This window comes from Rhizobium sp. G187, from assembly GCF_051549525.1.
GTDB lineage: Bacteria > Pseudomonadota > Alphaproteobacteria > Rhizobiales > Rhizobiaceae > Allorhizobium.
In genome coordinates this window covers 26,695-43,954 of sequence record NZ_JBPUGM010000009.1, presented here as the reverse complement: position 1 = coordinate 43,954, position 17,260 = coordinate 26,695, and the positions used below count along the sequence as shown (strand labels likewise).

At 60.2% G+C, this 17,260-nt stretch carries 18 protein-coding genes and 1 tRNA gene; 9 read left to right on the top strand and 10 right to left on the bottom strand.

Annotated elements, in window-relative coordinates:
- Positions 1 to 27: 27 nt before the first annotated feature.
- On the top strand, positions 28 to 960 hold the full coding sequence (gene argC, locus ACSV9I_RS20395) for an N-acetyl-gamma-glutamyl-phosphate reductase (RefSeq protein ID WP_438330593.1): 933 nt from the start codon (positions 28 to 30) through the stop codon (positions 958 to 960).
- Between the two features lie 108 nt (positions 961 to 1,068).
- Here argC and ACSV9I_RS20390 read toward each other — a convergent pair whose 3' ends face one another.
- Positions 1,069 to 2,172, bottom strand: coding sequence for a COX15/CtaA family protein (locus ACSV9I_RS20390; protein ID WP_438330591.1), 1,104 nt, complete (start codon positions 2,170 to 2,172; stop codon positions 1,069 to 1,071).
- 121 nt (positions 2,173 to 2,293) lie between these two features.
- On the opposite strand from ACSV9I_RS20390, the gene ACSV9I_RS20385 reads away from it, so the two are divergent.
- On the top strand, positions 2,294 to 2,518 hold the full coding sequence (locus ACSV9I_RS20385; RefSeq protein WP_054159116.1) for a DUF2842 domain-containing protein: 225 nt from the start codon (positions 2,294 to 2,296) through the stop codon (positions 2,516 to 2,518).
- Positions 2,519 to 2,766: 248 nt separating this feature from the next.
- Positions 2,767 to 3,873 (top strand): GNAT family N-acetyltransferase, encoded by a 1,107-nt coding sequence (locus tag ACSV9I_RS20380; RefSeq protein ID WP_438330589.1) that lies wholly within the window; start codon positions 2,767 to 2,769, stop codon positions 3,871 to 3,873.
- A gap of 6 nt (positions 3,874 to 3,879) precedes the next feature.
- Here ACSV9I_RS20380 and ACSV9I_RS20375 read toward each other — a convergent pair whose 3' ends face one another.
- Positions 3,880 to 6,051 carry a GumC family protein gene (locus ACSV9I_RS20375; protein WP_438330587.1) on the bottom strand — a complete coding sequence of 724 codons (2,172 nt, stop codon included), beginning with the start codon at positions 6,049 to 6,051 and terminating at the stop codon, positions 3,880 to 3,882.
- A gap of 203 nt (positions 6,052 to 6,254) precedes the next feature.
- Here ACSV9I_RS20375 and ACSV9I_RS20370 point away from each other — a divergent pair, with 203 nt between their 5' ends.
- The 6 genes from ACSV9I_RS20370 to ACSV9I_RS20345 all read left to right on the top strand — a co-directional run bounded on the left by ACSV9I_RS20370 (position 6,255) and on the right by ACSV9I_RS20345 (position 11,489).
- The gene (locus tag ACSV9I_RS20370; RefSeq protein WP_438330586.1) at positions 6,255 to 6,824 is read left to right on the top strand and encodes a polysaccharide biosynthesis/export family protein; all 570 of its coding nucleotides are present in this window, start codon (positions 6,255 to 6,257) and stop codon (positions 6,822 to 6,824) included.
- Between the two features lie 3 nt (positions 6,825 to 6,827).
- Positions 6,828 to 7,967, top strand: coding sequence for a glycosyltransferase family 4 protein (locus tag ACSV9I_RS20365; protein ID WP_438330584.1), 1,140 nt, complete (start codon positions 6,828 to 6,830; stop codon positions 7,965 to 7,967).
- A 112-nt stretch (positions 7,968 to 8,079) separates the two neighbouring features.
- Positions 8,080 to 9,630: an undecaprenyl-phosphate glucose phosphotransferase gene (locus ACSV9I_RS20360; RefSeq protein ID WP_438330582.1), complete on the top strand. Its 1,551-nt coding sequence runs from the start codon at positions 8,080 to 8,082 to the stop codon at positions 9,628 to 9,630.
- The gene (locus ACSV9I_RS20355; RefSeq protein ID WP_438330580.1) at positions 9,627 to 10,886 is read left to right on the top strand and encodes an O-antigen ligase family protein; all 1,260 of its coding nucleotides are present in this window, start codon (positions 9,627 to 9,629) and stop codon (positions 10,884 to 10,886) included. The genes ACSV9I_RS20360 and ACSV9I_RS20355 overlap by 4 nt, the downstream gene beginning before the upstream one ends.
- A gap of 68 nt (positions 10,887 to 10,954) precedes the next feature.
- Positions 10,955 to 11,248 carry a helix-turn-helix domain-containing protein gene (locus tag ACSV9I_RS20350; protein ID WP_054159077.1) on the top strand — a complete coding sequence of 98 codons (294 nt, stop codon included), beginning with the start codon at positions 10,955 to 10,957 and terminating at the stop codon, positions 11,246 to 11,248.
- A gap of 91 nt (positions 11,249 to 11,339) precedes the next feature.
- Positions 11,340 to 11,489, top strand: a complete 150-nt coding sequence (locus tag ACSV9I_RS20345; RefSeq protein WP_197278355.1) for a hypothetical protein — start codon at positions 11,340 to 11,342, stop codon at positions 11,487 to 11,489.
- A 20-nt stretch (positions 11,490 to 11,509) separates the two neighbouring features.
- On the opposite strand, the gene ACSV9I_RS20340 is transcribed toward ACSV9I_RS20345, so the two are convergent.
- The 8 genes from ACSV9I_RS20340 to ACSV9I_RS20305 form a co-directional block, all read right to left on the bottom strand.
- Entirely contained in the window at positions 11,510 to 12,526 is a 1,017-nt protein-coding gene (locus ACSV9I_RS20340) for an extracellular catalytic domain type 1 short-chain-length polyhydroxyalkanoate depolymerase (protein WP_438330577.1), read from the bottom strand.
- A gap of 196 nt (positions 12,527 to 12,722) precedes the next feature.
- Positions 12,723 to 12,796: transfer RNA gene (locus ACSV9I_RS20335), tRNA-Pro, on the bottom strand.
- Between the two features lie 115 nt (positions 12,797 to 12,911).
- Positions 12,912 to 13,337, bottom strand: coding sequence for a hypothetical protein (locus tag ACSV9I_RS20330; protein WP_438330575.1), 426 nt, complete (start codon positions 13,335 to 13,337; stop codon positions 12,912 to 12,914).
- A gap of 91 nt (positions 13,338 to 13,428) precedes the next feature.
- On the bottom strand, positions 13,429 to 13,959 hold the full coding sequence (locus ACSV9I_RS20325; protein ID WP_054159119.1) for a MerR family transcriptional regulator: 531 nt from the start codon (positions 13,957 to 13,959) through the stop codon (positions 13,429 to 13,431).
- 124 nt (positions 13,960 to 14,083) lie between these two features.
- Positions 14,084 to 14,422, bottom strand: a complete 339-nt coding sequence (locus ACSV9I_RS20320; protein ID WP_438330573.1) for an integration host factor subunit alpha — start codon at positions 14,420 to 14,422, stop codon at positions 14,084 to 14,086.
- Positions 14,423 to 14,526: 104 nt separating this feature from the next.
- Positions 14,527 to 15,498 (bottom strand): beta-ketoacyl-ACP synthase III, encoded by a 972-nt coding sequence (locus ACSV9I_RS20315; RefSeq protein WP_438330571.1) that lies wholly within the window; start codon positions 15,496 to 15,498, stop codon positions 14,527 to 14,529.
- A gap of 19 nt (positions 15,499 to 15,517) precedes the next feature.
- On the bottom strand, positions 15,518 to 16,564 hold the full coding sequence (gene plsX / locus ACSV9I_RS20310; protein ID WP_438330569.1) for a phosphate acyltransferase PlsX: 1,047 nt from the start codon (positions 16,562 to 16,564) through the stop codon (positions 15,518 to 15,520).
- Between the two features lie 100 nt (positions 16,565 to 16,664).
- A complete protein-coding gene (locus ACSV9I_RS20305; protein WP_438330567.1) occupies positions 16,665 to 17,222 on the bottom strand; it encodes a YceD family protein in 558 nt (185 codons plus the stop codon).
- Positions 17,223 to 17,260: the final 38 nt, after the last annotated feature.

The following is a 17,260-nucleotide window of genomic DNA, read 5'->3' as shown; positions in this document are numbered from 1 at the left end:
CTCCAAGCGACTGACAGGAATAGAGAAATGGCAGCGAAGATCTTTATCGACGGCGAACACGGCACGACAGGCTTGCAGATCCGCACGCGTCTGGCCGAACGCCGCGACATCGAGCTTCTCTCCATTCCGGAAGCCGAGCGGCGCAATGAAGCGATGCGGGAAGACCTGCTCAATACCGCCGATATCGCGATTCTCTGCCTGCCTGACGACGCGTCGAAGCAGGCCTATGAGATGACTGCGGCCAACAACAATGTCCGGCTGCTCGATGCGTCGACTGCATTCCGTATCCATCCTGATTGGGCCTATGGCTTTGCCGAGATGGACAGGGCGCAGCGGGAAAAGATCCGCACGTCGCGGCATGTCTCCAATCCCGGATGCTATCCAACCGGCGCCATTGGCCTCATCCGGCCGCTGCGGGCCGCGGGCATCCTGCCGGATGGATATCCGGTCTCGGTCAATGCCGTCTCCGGTTACTCCGGCGGTGGCAAGCAGATGATCGCGCAGATGGAAGACCCAACACGTGACGACGCAATCTCGGCCAATAACTTCCTCTATGGCCTGAACATGAAACATAAGCATGTGCCGGAAATGAAGACCCACGGCCTGCTCGACCGGGCGCCTCTGTTTGCACCATCCGTTGGCCGGTTCGCGCAAGGCATGATCGTTCAGGTGCCGCTGTTCCTGGAGGACCTGGCGGACGGTGCGACGATCGATAGCGTCCATGCAGCGCTGGTGCAGCACTATGCCGGTCAGGACATCGTCTCGGTCGTCCCGCTGGCGGAAAGTGCGGGTCTCAGCCGCATCGATGCCGAAGAACTGGTCGGCAAGGACACAATGAAGCTTTACGTCTTCGGCACAGCGGGTATGCCGCATGTCAATCTGGTCGCCGTGCTCGACAATCTCGGTAAGGGCGCTTCTGGAGCGGCCGTGCAGAATATGGACCTGATGCTCTCGGCTTGAACCGGCGGCCTATCCAACAAAAAGGCGGCTACGAGATCTCGCAGCCGCCTTTTTGTTTGTCTTCGACGCTTGGTCTACGTCGTTAAACCTATCCGCGGCAGGCCGCCATCAGTCCCTGATTTCGACCGTCACCGGGCGGGCCCGCTCGCCGTAAAACCCCCGCAGATGTGCAACGGTAAAGGCGAGCAGCACCAGCGCCATGCCCTGATGGGTCAGGCCTGCATGGAGCGGAACCTGCGTGACGAGGGTGAGAACGCCGATTGCCGCCTGGATCGTGACAAGACCGAACAGCACCATGCTGCGGCGCGCATGGGTCGAATTCGCATTGCCGCGCAGGGACTGGACCATGTGCAGGAAGACCGCGGCGAAGAGCACATAAGCGCCGATGCGGTGGATGAACTGAACCGTCTTCGGGTTCTCGAAGAGATTGATCCAGACCGGCTGCTGGACAAACAGACCGCCGGGCACGAGCGCGCCATCCATGAGCGGCCAGGTGTTGTAGCTGTAGCCGGCGTCCAGTCCGGCCACGAGGGCTCCAAGATAGATCTGCACGAAGGTCAACACGAGCAGGATACCCGCGAACATCCGTGAATGCGCGCTTGGCGCTGCTTCCTCGCTATGGGGCGAAAGGCTGCGCATGATCCAGACGCAACTGGCGAAGATGAAGCAAGCCATCATCAGATGCACGGCCAGGCGATACTGGCTGACATCGACACGCTCGCTCAGGCCTGAGGAGACCATCCACCAGCCGATGAAACCCTGCAGGCCGCCCAGACACAGGAGGCCGACCAGCGGCAGGCGCAGGCTGGGCTCGATCCGTCCCCGCACCCAGAAATAAAGGAGCGGCAGAGCGAAGATCATGCCGATCATGCGCGCCAGCAGGCGATGCGCCCATTCCCACCAGAAGATGAACTTGAATTCGTCCAGGGTCATTCCCTTGTTGATCTGCTGGTATTCGGGGATCTGGCGATAGAGCTGGAGCTCTTCTTCCCATTCCGCGACGCTCAGCGGCGGAATGACGCCATGGATCGGCTTCCATTGCGTGATTGACAGGCCTGAATCCGTGAGCCGCGTCGCGCCGCCCACCAGAACCAGACAGAACAGCGTGAAAATCACCACGCCGAGCCAGATGCGGATGGCGCGCCTGTCTGAATCCAGACGCGCAATCTCCTTGCGGACTTGAAATTCGGTTCCGGTTGTCACAGCTGTCATTCGTCAATCCTCTTCTGGACCGTTGATTTGCATCAGCCGCGCGTGCAAAACAAGCCCGCTGCTTTGCGGCAAGCGGTCGCGTCGTGAGAGACCATCGGCCATGGCAAACGAGAGGCCCAACATGCGCCCTACCCTTCGCTCCTTCATCGGGACGATCCTGATCATCGTCATCGTCTCGCTTTATGCCTTGCTGGCGACCACGATTGCCACCGCAACACTGGCAACCGCGCCTTGGTGGGCCCACCTCCTTTACTTCCTGCTGACCGGCCTCTTGTGGGTCGTTCCGGCCATGCTGGTGATCAAGTGGATGGCGGGTTCGCGAAAAAAGCAGGACGGCGGCCGTTAACGCGGTGCTAACCGCAATCGGATCGCCGCCCCAAGCTATCGGGGCCTGCTAACCCTTTATTGTCGCGCCGCCAGTAGCTTCGCTGTGTTCCAAAGCCTGGGACGAGAGGCGGCAAGGCTATGCACAGCATGACATCACACAGAGCAGAAAGCTCTGGATCTGAGGGCGCTCTCCCAACGACTGCGCCGGCCAGTTCTCTGAAGCGCACCTTCAGTGTTGGCCCGATTTCAGTCCGTGTGCACAGGTCGATGGACACCGTCGAGCGAGAATGGCGCCGTCTCGAGATGGACCGTTGGAATTCCCTTCATCAGGGATTCGACTGGTGTAGCGCCTGGATCAAGACCCATGACGTCCCGGTTGCCATCATCGAGGCTAGACTTGATGGCGAGCCTGCTTTCATCCTGCCCCTGCAGATCGAGCGCCACAGCCTTGTGCGCATTGCCCGGTTCATCGCTACCAGCTTTACCAATTTCAACAGTGGTCTGTTTAGTGCTGCGTTTCGCCAACGGAGCCACGAATTCCACGCCGACATGTGGTCCGATCTTTTTCGCGAGGCGCTTGCTCTTGAGGTGGATCTGGTCAGCCTGAGCAATATTCCGATCGCCTGGCGTGGCGAGACGAACCCACTTAGCGCTCTGACATTCGTGCGAAACCAGAACAGTGCGTTTCAGCTGGCCCTCGGCCCCGACATGGAAACGACACTTGCGCCGCTCAATGCCAAGGCACGCCGGAAGAAGTACAGGACACAGATCCGGCGCCTGGACGAGGTCGGCGGTTTCGAGCATGTACGCGCCCGGACATCGGACGAAAAACACGCCCTGCTCGACTGCTTTTTCCGCCAGAAGGCCACGCGCTTCGAAGCCGCAGGGCTTCCGAACGTATTCCGCGCCCCTGAAACGCAGGCCTTCTTCCGCATGCTGCTCGATCTCGACAGGGGGGGCAACGATGTCCCGCTGGAGCTTCACGCCATCCGACTGAAGGGCCAGCATGAAGGGGCGATAGCCTCGATCACCGGGCTCTCACGCAAGGGCGATCATGTCATCTGCCAGTTCGGCTCGATCGACGACCGGCTCTTTCCGGAGGCGAGCCCAGGAGAATTGCTGTTCTGGCTGGTGATCGAACACAGCGCCGTCACGGGAGCCAGCATTTTCGATTTCGGAATTGGCGACCAGGAATACAAGCGACGCTGGTGCAAGAAGGAAACGGAGCACTTCGACATTCGGGTGCCCCTGACGGGGATCGGGCGACTGGCTGCTCTCGCCGGCACGGGCACAACCCGCGCCAAGGCATTGATCAAGGCGCGCCCGGGGATCTACGCATTCCTGCAGAGGCTGCGCGCCCGCAGCGCGACCTAAAGGACCTCAGGCCGCGTCGCGATCGCGATCAGACTGTGGCAGCCGGGCCGACATCAAGACGAGGTCGGAATATCCCACCGCTTCGAACGCCGCCATGATCTCAGCCAGCTCCCGCTCATCCGGTTCCGGTGCCGAGAGGATGATCTCGTGCGTCCCGTTGCGGCTCAGTCGCGCAACACCTTCGGCCTGGGCAGGTCCACATTCAACAATGACAAGGTCATAGGCATCGGCCAACGCGTCGACGATCATCGTCAACCGGTCTGCACCACGCATCGCCTGACGGATATCAGCATTGCCCTGCGGCACGATATCAGCCGCAGACAGGCGGTCCGGGTGGATGCAATCGGCAAAGGCTGCGTCTCCGGTCAGGAGATCGGTGATACCCGAGAGCTCTGATCCATGTGTCATCAACTGGGTTGGCCAACCGGAACCCGTCATGTCGACGAGAACGACACGCCGGCCTCTGCGTGCCAGCTCGCGGGTCAGCGCCACCGTGCCCTCGGAGCCCTCGTCGCCAGATGGCGAGATGGCAAAGGCTATCGAGGTTGCTTCTTCGATAAGGTAGTCGGCAACGGCTGCCGCCGAGAATTGGTCGTCTTCCTTGAGGCGATCATCCGGGACGACGAGATCCGCCATGTCATCGACTGCATGGCGCGCAACAGGCTCTTCCTCAACGAGGACGGTGGAAACGTCGAGATTGCGGCGCGCCACGCTGCGCGGCTCGGCTGCAACAGGCACGTCCTCGACGTCCAGCGGACCGGCAACGTGGTAGCCCCGCTGGCGAACGGCGCGGCCGCTGAAAAGCTCAATCAGCATAACGATGATCGACAGCAGGATCAGAGTGGCCAGGGTCGTCACGATGGTAATCGGCAGAACTTTCGGGAAGCTCGGATCGGCCGGTTCGATGGCAGCGGATATCAAGCGCGCATCGGCGGGGCTTGCATCCTTGTCCAAACGCGATGAGGCTTCACGGTATCGGGCGAGATACGTTTCCAGCAGCTGGCGCTGGGCGGCGGCTTCCCGCTCGAGGGATTTCAGCTCGACTTCGTCTTCTCCGGCGCGGGCCGTGTCAGCCTTGACGGTGTTGAGCTGTGCGACAAGCTGGGTTTCCTGCTCGCGGGCGACGGCTGCCTGGTTTTCAAGACCTGCGGCAACCTTGAGGAGTTCGGCCTGGATCTGCTGCCGGATGCCGGACAGCTGGGACCGCAGGGCTTTCATCTGCGGGTGACCGTCAAGCAATCGTGTCGATGCATCGGCGATCTGCGCCCGGATCTGCGATTCCGTCGTATTGAGACGGCGGATCGATTCCGACCCGGCGACTGCCTCGAGCGTGTCGGTCGGCTTTCCGGCCTTAATCGTAGCCCTCAGATTTTCCGCAGTTGCTTCCGCGGCGGCGCGCTCACCACGCACCCGGGCAAGCTCCGTGGAAATATCGGCAAGCTGCTTGCTGGTGAAGGATGTCTGGTCGGAACCGAGCGGCATGAGGCCAACCGACGACCGGTACTCGGCGACGGATTGCTCCGCCTCCCGAACCTTGCCTCTGAGGTTGGCGATCTCCGTCTCCATCCAGCGAACCGCCTCGCTGTTGCTGTCGAGCTTGGCCCCACTTTGCAGCGACCTGTAGACGCCGATGATTGCATTGGGCACGGCAGCCGCAAGCTTCGGGTCCTTGGAGGTAAACTCCACGGCGATCACGCGGGATTTGTCGAGTTGGTAGACGGCGAGGTTCTGCCGAAAGGTCTTCAGGACGCGCTCTTCCGGTGCGAGTTCCAAGGGGTTCTTCTGCAGGCCGAAAAGCACAAGGAAATCGGTGAGCGCCGAGGCGCGCGAGTCCGGATCGAATTCGGCAAGCTCATAAAGCTTCAGATCGCGGGCAACCTGCTTCATCAGGTCGGTCGATTGCAGGAGCTGCACCTGGCTTGCAATATTGAGCTCATCCGGCAAGGGTTCGCTGGCAAGCGACGCCGTGCCCGAAGCGGAGAAATTCGGCTGACCGGACTCGATCAGCAGTTTCGCATCGCTCTTGTAACTGGGGGCAATCGCATTGGCGCCGACGAAGGCCAATCCACCGGCGAGCACGGTCGCGCCGAGCACCAGGCCCTTTCGCTGCCAGATGGCGCGAAAAAGCTGTGCCAGGTCGATATCGACATCGTTTTGGTCGCGGTCCAAGCTCGGCATCGCCTACTCCCGGGGTCTGTGTGCCCGCGCAATCGTAAACCAGCATGGTAACTCAGAGGTTAACCCCCTCCCCGGCGCAGTTTCCGTGGAGGAATGCCAAGCATATCCAATGATGCCACGCGCCGTTTACGCGGCATTAACCCTAACCGAATGATAACGGGATCATAACTTCAGTTCTTTCGGGGGCGCTTTGGCGCATGGCAATGACGGGCAAAAACGCGATAACCTTGATCGCAATGGCGATCATGTCGATCACGGTCTCCGGTTGCGCCAGCTATCGCCCGGCGCCCAAGGTCTTTCACGAAGCGACGATCCAGCCCTATCGCCTCGACAGCGGCGACCGTCTGCGCGTTACCGTGTTCGACCAGACCAATCTCAGCAATACCTATACCGTCGACCAGGCTGGCTACATCGCCTTCCCGCTCGTCGGACAAGTCGCTGCCCGTGGCGCGACCTTGACGCAGCTTGAAGGCACCCTCGCCCAGAAGCTCAAGCAAGGTTATCTGCGCGATCCGGACGTCACGATCGAAATCGATCGCTATCGTTCGATCTTCGTCATGGGCCAAGTCGGCCAGCCTGGCCAGTATGCCTATGTGCCCGGCATGACAATCCTCAACGCCATCGCGGTTTCGGGCGGCTTCAATGGTCGCGCCAATCAGCGCGATGTCGACGTGACTCGCAAGATCAACGGGCAGATCATCACCGGACGCGTGCCGATCACCGATCCGATCCTTGCCGGCGACACGGTTTATGTCCGCGAGCGCCTGTTCTGATCCATGAACCAGCCCCCCTTGCGCATCGTTCATTGCTTTCGGTCGCCCATCGGCGGGATTTTCCGCCATGTGCGCGACCTTGCCGAACAGCACAGCAAGGCGGGTCACAAAGTGGGCATCCTCTGTGACAGCACGACGGGCAGCGCGCATGAGGACAGGCTGTTCGAACAGATCATGCCCTATCTTGAGCTCGGCCTGACAAGGCTACCGATTCGCCGGGGCGTGACACCCGGAGACCTCGTGGCTCTCTCCAACAGTTACAAACAAATCAAGGCATTGCAGCCGGACATTCTGCATGGACATGGCGCAAAAGGTGGCGTCGTCGCGCGGGTGATCGGCTCACTTCTGCGGGCGAAAAGGTATCGCGTTGCCCGCTTTTATTCCCCGCATGGCGGCAGCCTGCACTTCTCCAGAGGGTCGGCTTCCGGCCAACTGGTGTTTGCCGCAGAGCGGGTGCTCGATCGGATGACCGACGCCATTTCCTTCGTCTGCGACTATGAACAGCGCACCTACGAGAACAAGATCGGCAAACCCCGCTGCCATCAGACACGGATCTACAACGGCATCAGCGACCGCGATTTCGGCGCCATCATCCCCGAGGTCGGGGCTGCGGATTTCGTCTACGTCGGCATGCTGCGCGATCTGAAAGGGCCCGATGTCTTCATCGAGGCCTTCGCCGAGACGGAGCGCCTGGTCGGACGGCCACTTCGGGCCCTGATCGTGGGCGACGGTCCGGACGAAGCGAAATACCGTCAGCAGATCGAGATGAAGGGCCTTGCACGCCGCATCGGCATGCTTGCGGCCATGCCGGTCCGTGAGGCTTTTGCGAAGTCTGACATCGTCGTGGTTCCGTCACGGGCGGAAGCCATGCCCTATATCGTGCTGGAGGCTCTTGCTGCCGAAAAGGCACTGATCGCATCGCGCGTTGGCGGTATTCCGGAAGTGCTCGGCACAGAAAGCCCAGCCCTGGTCGAGCCGGGCAATGTACAGGCACTCGCCTCTGTCATGGCACGAGCCCTGACCACGCCCGGCTGGAAACGCGATACCATGCCGACCCCAGACAGCTTCCGGCAGCGTTTTTCCGCAGTCGTAATGGCGCGCGACATGGAAGCTCTGTATCGGGACCGTTTGGCCCAGCTCTGATCCGCCAAACCGTATCAACCCGGAACACTCTTCCCCACTCAGCACGCGGGGCTAAAGCGTTTCTTAGGACCTTCCAATTAATATCCTCCGCAGACCTGTGCGAGCTCTGCCCATGAACAAGATCGACAAACCCGATGCCTTCGATCTCGACGCCATGCGCCGGGGTGCCGCCGATCGGGCCGGCGTGTCTTCATCTCCCGAAGGCAAAGCCGAAATCAGCGATCTGGCGCGGCAGATTGCCAGCCAATATGCGGTGGCGAATTACTCGCCCTCAATCGTCATTGGCCAGCTTCGCTTTCTCGAATTCTTCGCACTCTTTGCCATAGCTCTCGGCGCCAACTACTTCGTTGCCGAAGATCCCGGCGGCCATTTCATCGCCGGCCTTGCCACGGGTGCCGGCGGCGCGCTTCTGGCGCTCGTTCTGATGCAATTGTCAGACTGCTATCACGTATCGATCCTGCGAGGTCCGATGCGCTCCATGGGGCGTGTTCTGGGCAGCTGGACCGTCGCAGTCGCCGTGCTTGCCCTTGCCAATCTGTTCTTTGCCCAGAATGATTCTGCATTTCCAAGCGTTCTGTCCGCCTGGTATTTCATCGGCGCCGGCTACCTCATTGTCGAGCGCAATCTGATCGGGCTCGCGATCCGCCGCTGGGGCCGCAATGGCGTGATGGAACGGCGTGCGGTCATCGTCGGTGGGGGCAAACCGGCGAAAGATCTGATCCGGGCGCTCGAGCAGCAGCCGGAAAACGACATCCGCATTTGCGGCATCTTCGACGATCGCAATTCGGAGCGTTCGCCCGACGTCGTGGCCGGATATCCGAAACTCGGAACTGTGGCCGAGCTGGTCGAATTCGCCCGCCTCGCCCATATCGACATGCTGGTGATCTCGCTGCCGCTGAGTGCCGAGGCGCGGATCATGCATCTTCTCAAAATGCTTTGGGTGCTTCCTGTCGATATCCGGCTTGCCGCGCATTCCAACAATCTGCGCTTCCGGCCGCGCGCCTATTCGCATGTCGGGGCCGTCCCGCTGCTCGACATTCTCGACAAGCCGATCCGAGACTGGGATTCGGTTGCCAAGCGCGCGTTCGACATCTTCTTCAGCGTCCTGGCACTGATCCTGCTCTGGCCCGTGTTCATCGCCACCGCAATCGCCGTCAAGACGACGTCCAAGGGGCCGATCCTCTTCGTGCAGAAGCGCCATGGCTTCAACAACGAGGTGATCAACGTCCTCAAGTTCCGTTCGATGTATACGGAGATGAGCGATCCTTCGGCAAAGCTTGCGGTGACCAAGAACGATCCGCGCGTGACCCCTGTCGGCCGCTTCATCCGCAAGACATCGATCGACGAGCTGCCGCAGATCTTCAATGTGCTGCGGGGGGATCTCTCGCTTGTCGGGCCACGTCCGCATGCTGTCGCCGGGCAGACCCGCGACAAGACATTCGCCGAGATCGTCGAAGGCTATTTTGCCCGCCACCGCGTCAAACCCGGCGTGACCGGCTGGGCGCAGATCAATGGCTGGCGTGGTGAAATCGACACCGATGACAAGATCAAGTTCCGCACGGCCTACGACCTCTATTACATCGAAAACTGGTCGCTGCTGTTCGACCTGAAAATCCTGTTCCTCACGCCGATCCGGCTTCTCAATACGGACAATGCCTATTGAGCTCGATCAGCGCCCCGTTTGGCGAGGCCCAGCCAGGTGCGCGCCTCTTCAATCCGCAACTGGCCGCGATCCAGCTCGCCGGCTCGTGGCTGATGGCGCTGGGTGTCTTCCTTTCGGGCTTTGTCATATCCGAGCCCGCCCCTTATGAACTTCTGATGGCCTGCCAGGTGGCGCTGTGGTTCCTCTTTGGCCTGAAGATCTCACGCGCCGTTGCCCCGCTCTTGGCCCTGCTGATGCTCTTCAACATTGGCGGCCTTCTGGCACTCACCATGCTTCGCGACATCCTGACCGAGCAGGTTCTCTATGTCGCCGTATCGATCTTCCTCGCGCTGACCGCCGTTTTCTATGCCGCCGCCATTGAAGACCGCCACCAGCGGCTGGCACTTATCTTCCGCGCTTGGGTCGCGGCTGGGATCATCACCGGCCTCCTCGGCATCCTCGGTTACTTCCACGCCTTCCCCGGCGCCGACGTCTTCACCCGCTACGACCGTGCCATGGGCGCCTTCCAGGATCCGAACGTCTTCGGGCCCTTCCTGGTCGTGCCGACGCTCTACCTCATGTATGGGCTGCTGAAGGGCGGACTTGCCGGTGCGCTGCCACGCGTCATCGGGCTCCTGGTGCTCACCCTTGCGGTCTTCCTCTCCTTTTCTCGCGCCGCCTGGGGCCTCTTCCTCTTCTGCGCCATCGCGCTTGTCTTCGTGATGCTGCTTAAGGAGCGGACCAATGCATTCCGGCTGAAGATCCTCCTTCTGTCCCTCGCCGCTGTCGGCGCCATGGTGGTGGCCCTGGTGATCGCGCTTCAATCCGACAAGGTGCGTGACCTGTTCGAAACGCGCGCGCAATTGGTGCAGGACTATGACGGTGGTCATCTCGGCCGATTCGAGCGCCATCGGGTTGGATTCGTGCTTGCGATGGAGCGGCCGCTTGGGATTGGTCCGATGATGTTTGGTCGGATATTCCCGGAGGACGAACACAATATCTGGCTGAAATCCTTGATGACCTACGGCTGGGTCGGCTTCGTCTCCTATATCTCGCTGGTGGTGTGGACCGTGGTCATGGGGTTCCGGCTCCTGCTCCACGATCGACCCTGGCAGCCCTATCTGATGATCGGCTGGATCGCGCTCCTCGGTCACATGCTGATCGGCACCGTGATCGATACGGATCATTGGCGGCACTTTTACCTGCTCCTGGGCATCGTCTGGGGTTGCGGCGCGCTTGAATGGCGGCATCGACGTCAACGTCAGATCCGCGTCTGAACCCAAACCGCCGGAGCATTTTTGGACGACGTGATTGATTTCGCGTCGGACGACCTCATATTAGTAAAATGGTAACACCCGCTCAGATACGCGCCGCCCGCGCCATGCTCGATATCACGATCGAGCGCCTCTCCTCCGAGAGCGGCATGGCGCCGCTTGTCATTCTGCAAATCGAATCGGGGGAAGGTGCAAGCACCATCGGCGGCGATCTGGAGACATTGCAAAAGGCTCTGGAACGCATGGGTGTGACCTTCCTTCGCTCCGGCGAGGCTGGCAGTGGTGGAGACGGTATTCGGCTGGCGTCCGTGCATGTCGAAGAAGGCATGCGGCCCGATGAGTTGACCGCCGCGAACGACGACTGAGACCCGGCGATTGGCATTCCGCCATATGGCAATGGAACAATATGTGCCCGGCAGCATTCACCGCCTGACAACGCAATCAGGAGATTTGGGAATGCAGCGCAATAACGGGCTCTATCTGATCATCGGCGCACTCGTCGTCGCCGTCATCGGCCTTGGCATCTATGTCTATCAGGAGGAATCAAAGCCCGATGGCGTCGAGTTGCGCATTGGCGAAGGCGGCGTTTCGATTGAGGAGAACTAAGCCCGTTGTGGCGTGACCTTTCAGGTCGGTTTTATAAAAGCATCGTAGAATGACCTGGGGGCGCTAACGGCGCCCTCAAGCATATAGGCCTGCCTCTTGGCCTTTCCGGCAGAGGCCTTGATTGGCAACCCGTGATCCAATCCATCAACCTCATGATAGTCGAGGACGACCCGGCCTGACGCATCCTTCCAGCTCATGACTTTCCCATGGACAAGCGGACGGGTGGTCGCCCCCTCTTCCGACAGACCAATGACATCGAGCCACTGCACAAGACTTGCGCGCCCGTTGGCGGGTGCGACGACCTTGTCACTATTGCCATGCCAGATGGAAATGGCCGGATGCCTTGAATTTGGTTCGCTGCGTGCAGTCCGCACCAGATCACCCCATTCGCTGGGTGTCCGCTCCACGCTTGAGCGCATGACCCTCAGCGCCGTCATGGCATCACGCGCTGCGCCATATGGAAGGCCAGCCACCAGTTGGCCCGCTCGGAAAAGTTCGGGATAAGCGACCAGCAAAGCCGCCGCCATGGCAGCCCCCGCCGATAGGCCGTGAATGAATATCCGATTTGGCGGAATACGATGTTTCGTGACGCAGTATTGGATCATCTGTCGGATTGACCCGACCTCGCCGCGATCCCTGGCGACAGCACTCGGCCGGAACCAGTTGAAACAAAGGTTGGAATTGTTCTGACTGCGCTGCTCTGGATAAAGCAGCATCAAGTGCTTGTCGCGTGCCAGACGTGCCCAGCCACTGCCCCTGTGATAATCGCTGGCAGTCTGCAGGCAGCCATGCAACACAACCACAAGCGCCTTCGGCGGCTGGGCTGTCGAGGGCACGAACTGCAGCATGCGCAAACGTCCCGGATTGCTGCCGAAGCCTGAAACTTCCACCAGTTCCTGAATTTTGGGGCGAACACTTGCTCGGGCTCGTTTGCGCGGCGGTGTAATGGCAAACGGAAACGCGCCCTTCATGGTTTTGCGCAGGCGCCGCTGGCCCTTCAAGAACAGCGAAAGCGGTGTCGACATCTTGAAGCGCATGAAAACCCCACTGGTTCCTGTCGAAAGACAAGATAGTGCTGCAATGCAGCATTCCTAGGACGGGATTGCTCAGTCATCCATTATTCGTCACATCAAGGCAAGAAACCCTGAGACGAAAAAGGCCGCTCGACATATGTCGAGCGGCCTCTTGAACCTAAGGAGGCGATCTCTACGACCGCCTCAAAGTCCAGATATCTCGGAATGGCGGGATTCGAACCCACGACCCCTTGACCCCCAGTCAAGTGCGCTACCGGGCTGCGCTACATTCCGTCATCTTGCAGCGGGAGCACGCTCCCAACCGGCCCGAAGGCAAGTTTCCTTTAGACAGTCAGTCATTCGCGCGCAAGGGGAAACTCGGAGCTCGCAGAATTTTCCGCAGCAGACATCAGCGTGGGCGCTTGATCAGGGTTTGCATCTCGACGAAACGGCGTCGGTCTTCGAGGTCTTCACTGTCGGATGCGTAGCACGTGCTGTCAGCGCAGAAGCGCAGGATTTCCAGCTTCCCGGCATTCTCGGTGAACTGGCATTCGATCTCGTCCGTGATGTCGCTCGGCTCGGCATCCATCCGGGTCGAGTATGTCATGCGGGCGCCCGGCGGATCGAGTTCCGGGAAAGCCTGGACGATCCCGACTTTGATTGTATCGACCATCAACAGGCTCTTGGTGATAAAGGTGCAAGCCTCTTCAACCTTGGCTGCCGCATCACCCTGAGATGCGCCCCCTGTTGCGGGCTGGGCCTTGGTCTGCGCGAAGGCCGGGCCAGCTGCAATGGGACTGGCAAGAACGAGTGCGAGGGCAAGAATATGTTTCATGGGAACCTTCCACGTCGGTGTGACTGCCACCGAACGCGGATCGAGCCATCACGGTTCCCCGATAAATCTCCTCACGGCGCTTTCCCCGAATCTACCGGACCTGATCCAGCAGTCGCTTGCATTCGAGCAGATCAAACAGCGCCTCCTGAAGAAGGGCGCGGTCTTCCTTGCCGACACTGCCCTTGCCCACACTGATCTCTGGCGCATCGTCCCCGCCGCCGCCAAAGTTGAAGAAGCGGCCGCTTGCCTTAACCTTCGGTCGTCCGAGGACCTGATCGTCATCCAGTCCAACCTTCGGTTCCTCGACCTTGGCCGCACTGGCGGCCACCAAGGCCTCCATGGTGGCCACATCGCCAGTCGCGACCGCCATGACGAACTTGTTGCCATTGGTCTTGAGGAGCTTCTGGACGCCCTTGATCGTATAGCCCTGATCATAGAGAAGATGCCGGATACCCTTCAGCAACTCGATGTCGTCGGGACGGTAGTAGCGCCGTCCACCGCCGCGCTTGAGAGGCTTCACCTGAGGGAAACGGGTCTCCCAAAAACGCAGGACATGCTGGGGCAGATCGAGATCGTCCGCGACCTCGCTGATCGTGCGGAAAGCATCGGGGCTTTTGTCCAGTTGCATCGAAGCACTCCTCGCTCATCGCATCCAAGACGCGATTCGCCCATATTTCAACGGTTTGCGAGGTCTTATTCAACTGGGCGGGCGAAGGAAATGCGCCCGTTCCACCGCTTTTGCGTCTTCAGGCGGCCGGATTGACCGGCTTCTGCTTCGACTTGCGGGAGATATGCGCCCGCAAGATGCGCTGCTTCAGGACATTGGACGCCTTGAAAGTCATGACCCGACGCGGCGAGATCGGCACTTCCTCACCGGTCTTCGGATTACGGCCAATGCGCTCGTTCTTACTGCGAACCTGGAAGGTCGCGAAAGACGAAAGCTTCACCGATTCGCCTCTGACGATCGCATTGCAGATCTCATCGATAACGGTTTCGACCAATTCGGCCGATTCGGTCCGCGAGAGACCAACCTTGCGAAAAACCGATTCCGCCAAGTCTGCACGCGTCACTGTCTTCCCGGCCATGATCGTCGCCCGCCTAAACCAATGAACTTGTTGAATACGCAGAGACTATTGCCCTTGTGGGCGGCGGTCAAGCTCTTGTTGAGACGCAATTCGGTGGCAATTCCTTACCAGCGCACCAGGACGGCACCCCAGGTGAAGCCACCGCCCATGGCTTCGAGCATGACGAGGTCGCCCTTCTTGATCCGTCCGTCACCGGCAGCAACCGCGAGCGCGAGCGGAATCGAAGCGGCCGACGTGTTCCCGTGCTTGTCGACCGTGATCACGACCTTCTCGTCGGGTATGCCAAGTTTCTTCGCCGAACCGTCGATGATGCGCTTGTTGGCCTGGTGTGGCACGAGCCAGTCGATATCGTCGGCCGTCGTTCCCGTCGCAGCAAAAGCCGCCTCAATGACGTCGGTGATCATGCCGACCGCATGTTTGAAGACCTCGCGGCCCTCCATGCGCAGATGGCCGACCGTGCCAGTGGTCGACGGACCGCCATCGACATAGAGCTTCTCGCGATGCACGCCGTCGGAGCGCAGGTTCGACGTCAGAACGCCGCGATCGGCAACCGTCCCCTCGCCTGCCTGGGCCTCCAGGATGAGAGCTCCCGCGCCGTCACCGAAGAGGACACAAGTCGTGCGGTCGGTCCAGTCGAGAATACGCGAAAAGGTCTCGGCGCCGACAACGAGCACGCGCTTGGCCATACCGCCTCTGATGTAAAGGTCAGCCGTCGCCATCGCGTAGACGAAGCCCGAGCAGACGGCTTGAACGTCGAAGGCAAAGCCATGATGCATGCCAAGGCGGTTCTGGATGTTGACGGCTGTGGCCGGGAAAGTGTTGTCGGGGGTCGAGGTCGCGCAGATGATGAGATCTATATCACCAGCCGTCAGACCGGCCCGGTCGAGCGCCTGCTGTGCGGCTTCAGCGCCGAGAGATGCCGTGGTCTCTCCCTCGCCTGCGATATGACGCTGGCGGATGCCGGTGCGCTGGACGATCCATTCGTCCGAAGTCTCGACCATGCTTTCAAGGTCTTTGTTGGTCACAACGCGCTTCGGAAGCGCCGCTCCGAAACCACAAACAACAGAACGGATCATTGATTATTCCTAACTGACATCAGGCCGCTTCGGGGCCAGCGGGCGAAGGAAGCCGCGCGTGATATTTCTTCAGGTCGTTTTCGATCTTCTGGGTCAGACCGTTGCGCACCATGTCGTAGCCGACATCAACCGCTGCGGCGAAACCTTCCGCATCGGTGCCGCCGTGGCTCTTGATGACCACGCCGTTCAATCCAAGGAACACGCCGCCATTGACCTTGCGCGGATCCATCTTCTCACGCAGCCGGTCGAAAGCCCCCTTGGCAAGCAGGTAGCCAAGCTTTGCCATCCAGGTGCGCGACATGGCTGCGCGCAAATATTCTGCAATCTGCTTGGCCGTCCCCTCGGCCGTCTTCAGGGCGATATTGCCGGTGAAGCCCTCGGTGACGACGACGTCGACCGTACCCTTGCCGAGATCATCCCCTTCGACAAAGCCGTAGTAATCGATCGTATCGAGGCCCGCTTCCCGGATCAGCCGCCCCGCTTCCTTGACGTCTTCCTGGCCCTTGATCTCTTCCACCCCGACATTGAGCAAGCCAACCATCGGTTTTTCAATATCGAAGAGAGCCCGGGCCATCGCGCCGCCCATGACGGCGAAGTCGAGCAGTTGCTGCGCATCCGCGCCGATGCCGGCACCGACGTCGAGCACGATGCTTTCGCCAGACAGCGTCGGCCAGATGGCAGCAATCGCCGGCCGTTCAATTGTCGCCATGGTGCGCAGGCAGAACTTCGCCATCGCCATCAGCGCGCCGGTATTGCCGGCAGACACCACGACATCTGCCTGGCCGGACTTTACCGCTTCAATCGACCGCCACATGCTCGAGACATAGCGACCGCGACGCAGGGCCTGGCTCGGCTTCTCGTCCATGCCGACGGACACTTCGCAGTGATGAAAGACGGATTTTTCTTTGAGCGTCGGGAACTGAGCCAGGATCGGCTCGCAGCGCTCCTGCTGCCCGAAGATGAGGAAGGTCGTATCCGGATGACGCTCCAGCGCCTTTGCGGCTCCAGGGATAACCACTTCAGGACCGAAGTCGCCGCCCATCGCGTCGATAGCAATTCTGATCACTTAAACCTGACCCTTCCTGATCGCTGGTCAGCGAAATTTCGGTCAAAATACCGCTTTTCATTCCGCGCACAACCCACCCAGAGGCGCAGATGGGGGATGATCAATCCTTTTTCCAGTCCTTCAAAGCGGCAAAGGACGAGGGTTTGCCGTCATCTTCCGGCTTGCTCTCGATGTGACTGGTAAAGGTCGCGCCTTCCTTCTTCGGGTAAGGGTCGATGTCAAGCGCTGCAAATTCAGCAATCAAAGCGCCCGCATCGATCGTGTCGCCAACAAAAGGCTCCGGCAGATCCGGCCCATCCGGATCGAGCACCATTTCACCAGCGCCGTCGAGCACGATCCGCGCCAGCTTCGAGCCTTCCGGCACGAAAATCTGGTCTATTTCCTGTTCGATCGTCGAGGTGATCGGCTCGAGCGTCACAACGCAAGCCTGAACGATCTCGCCGGAGACATGCCCCTTGATGCGAATACCGTCCTTCTTCCATCGCGCAATCTGGAGATCGGCAGAGAGGCTGTTGACGGCTTCCACCTGCCAGACCTCGGCCAGGCTTGCGCATTCGCGCGAGTCTGCCTCGACATGAACCTGGATGGGATTGGCCGAAACGTGGCCGACCTTGACCAGGTAGCTGAACTCAGGTTTCTCGATCGCGTTTTTCGTCATCTCGTTCATCCTTTCCTGCCAGGAGGCGCACGACCAAG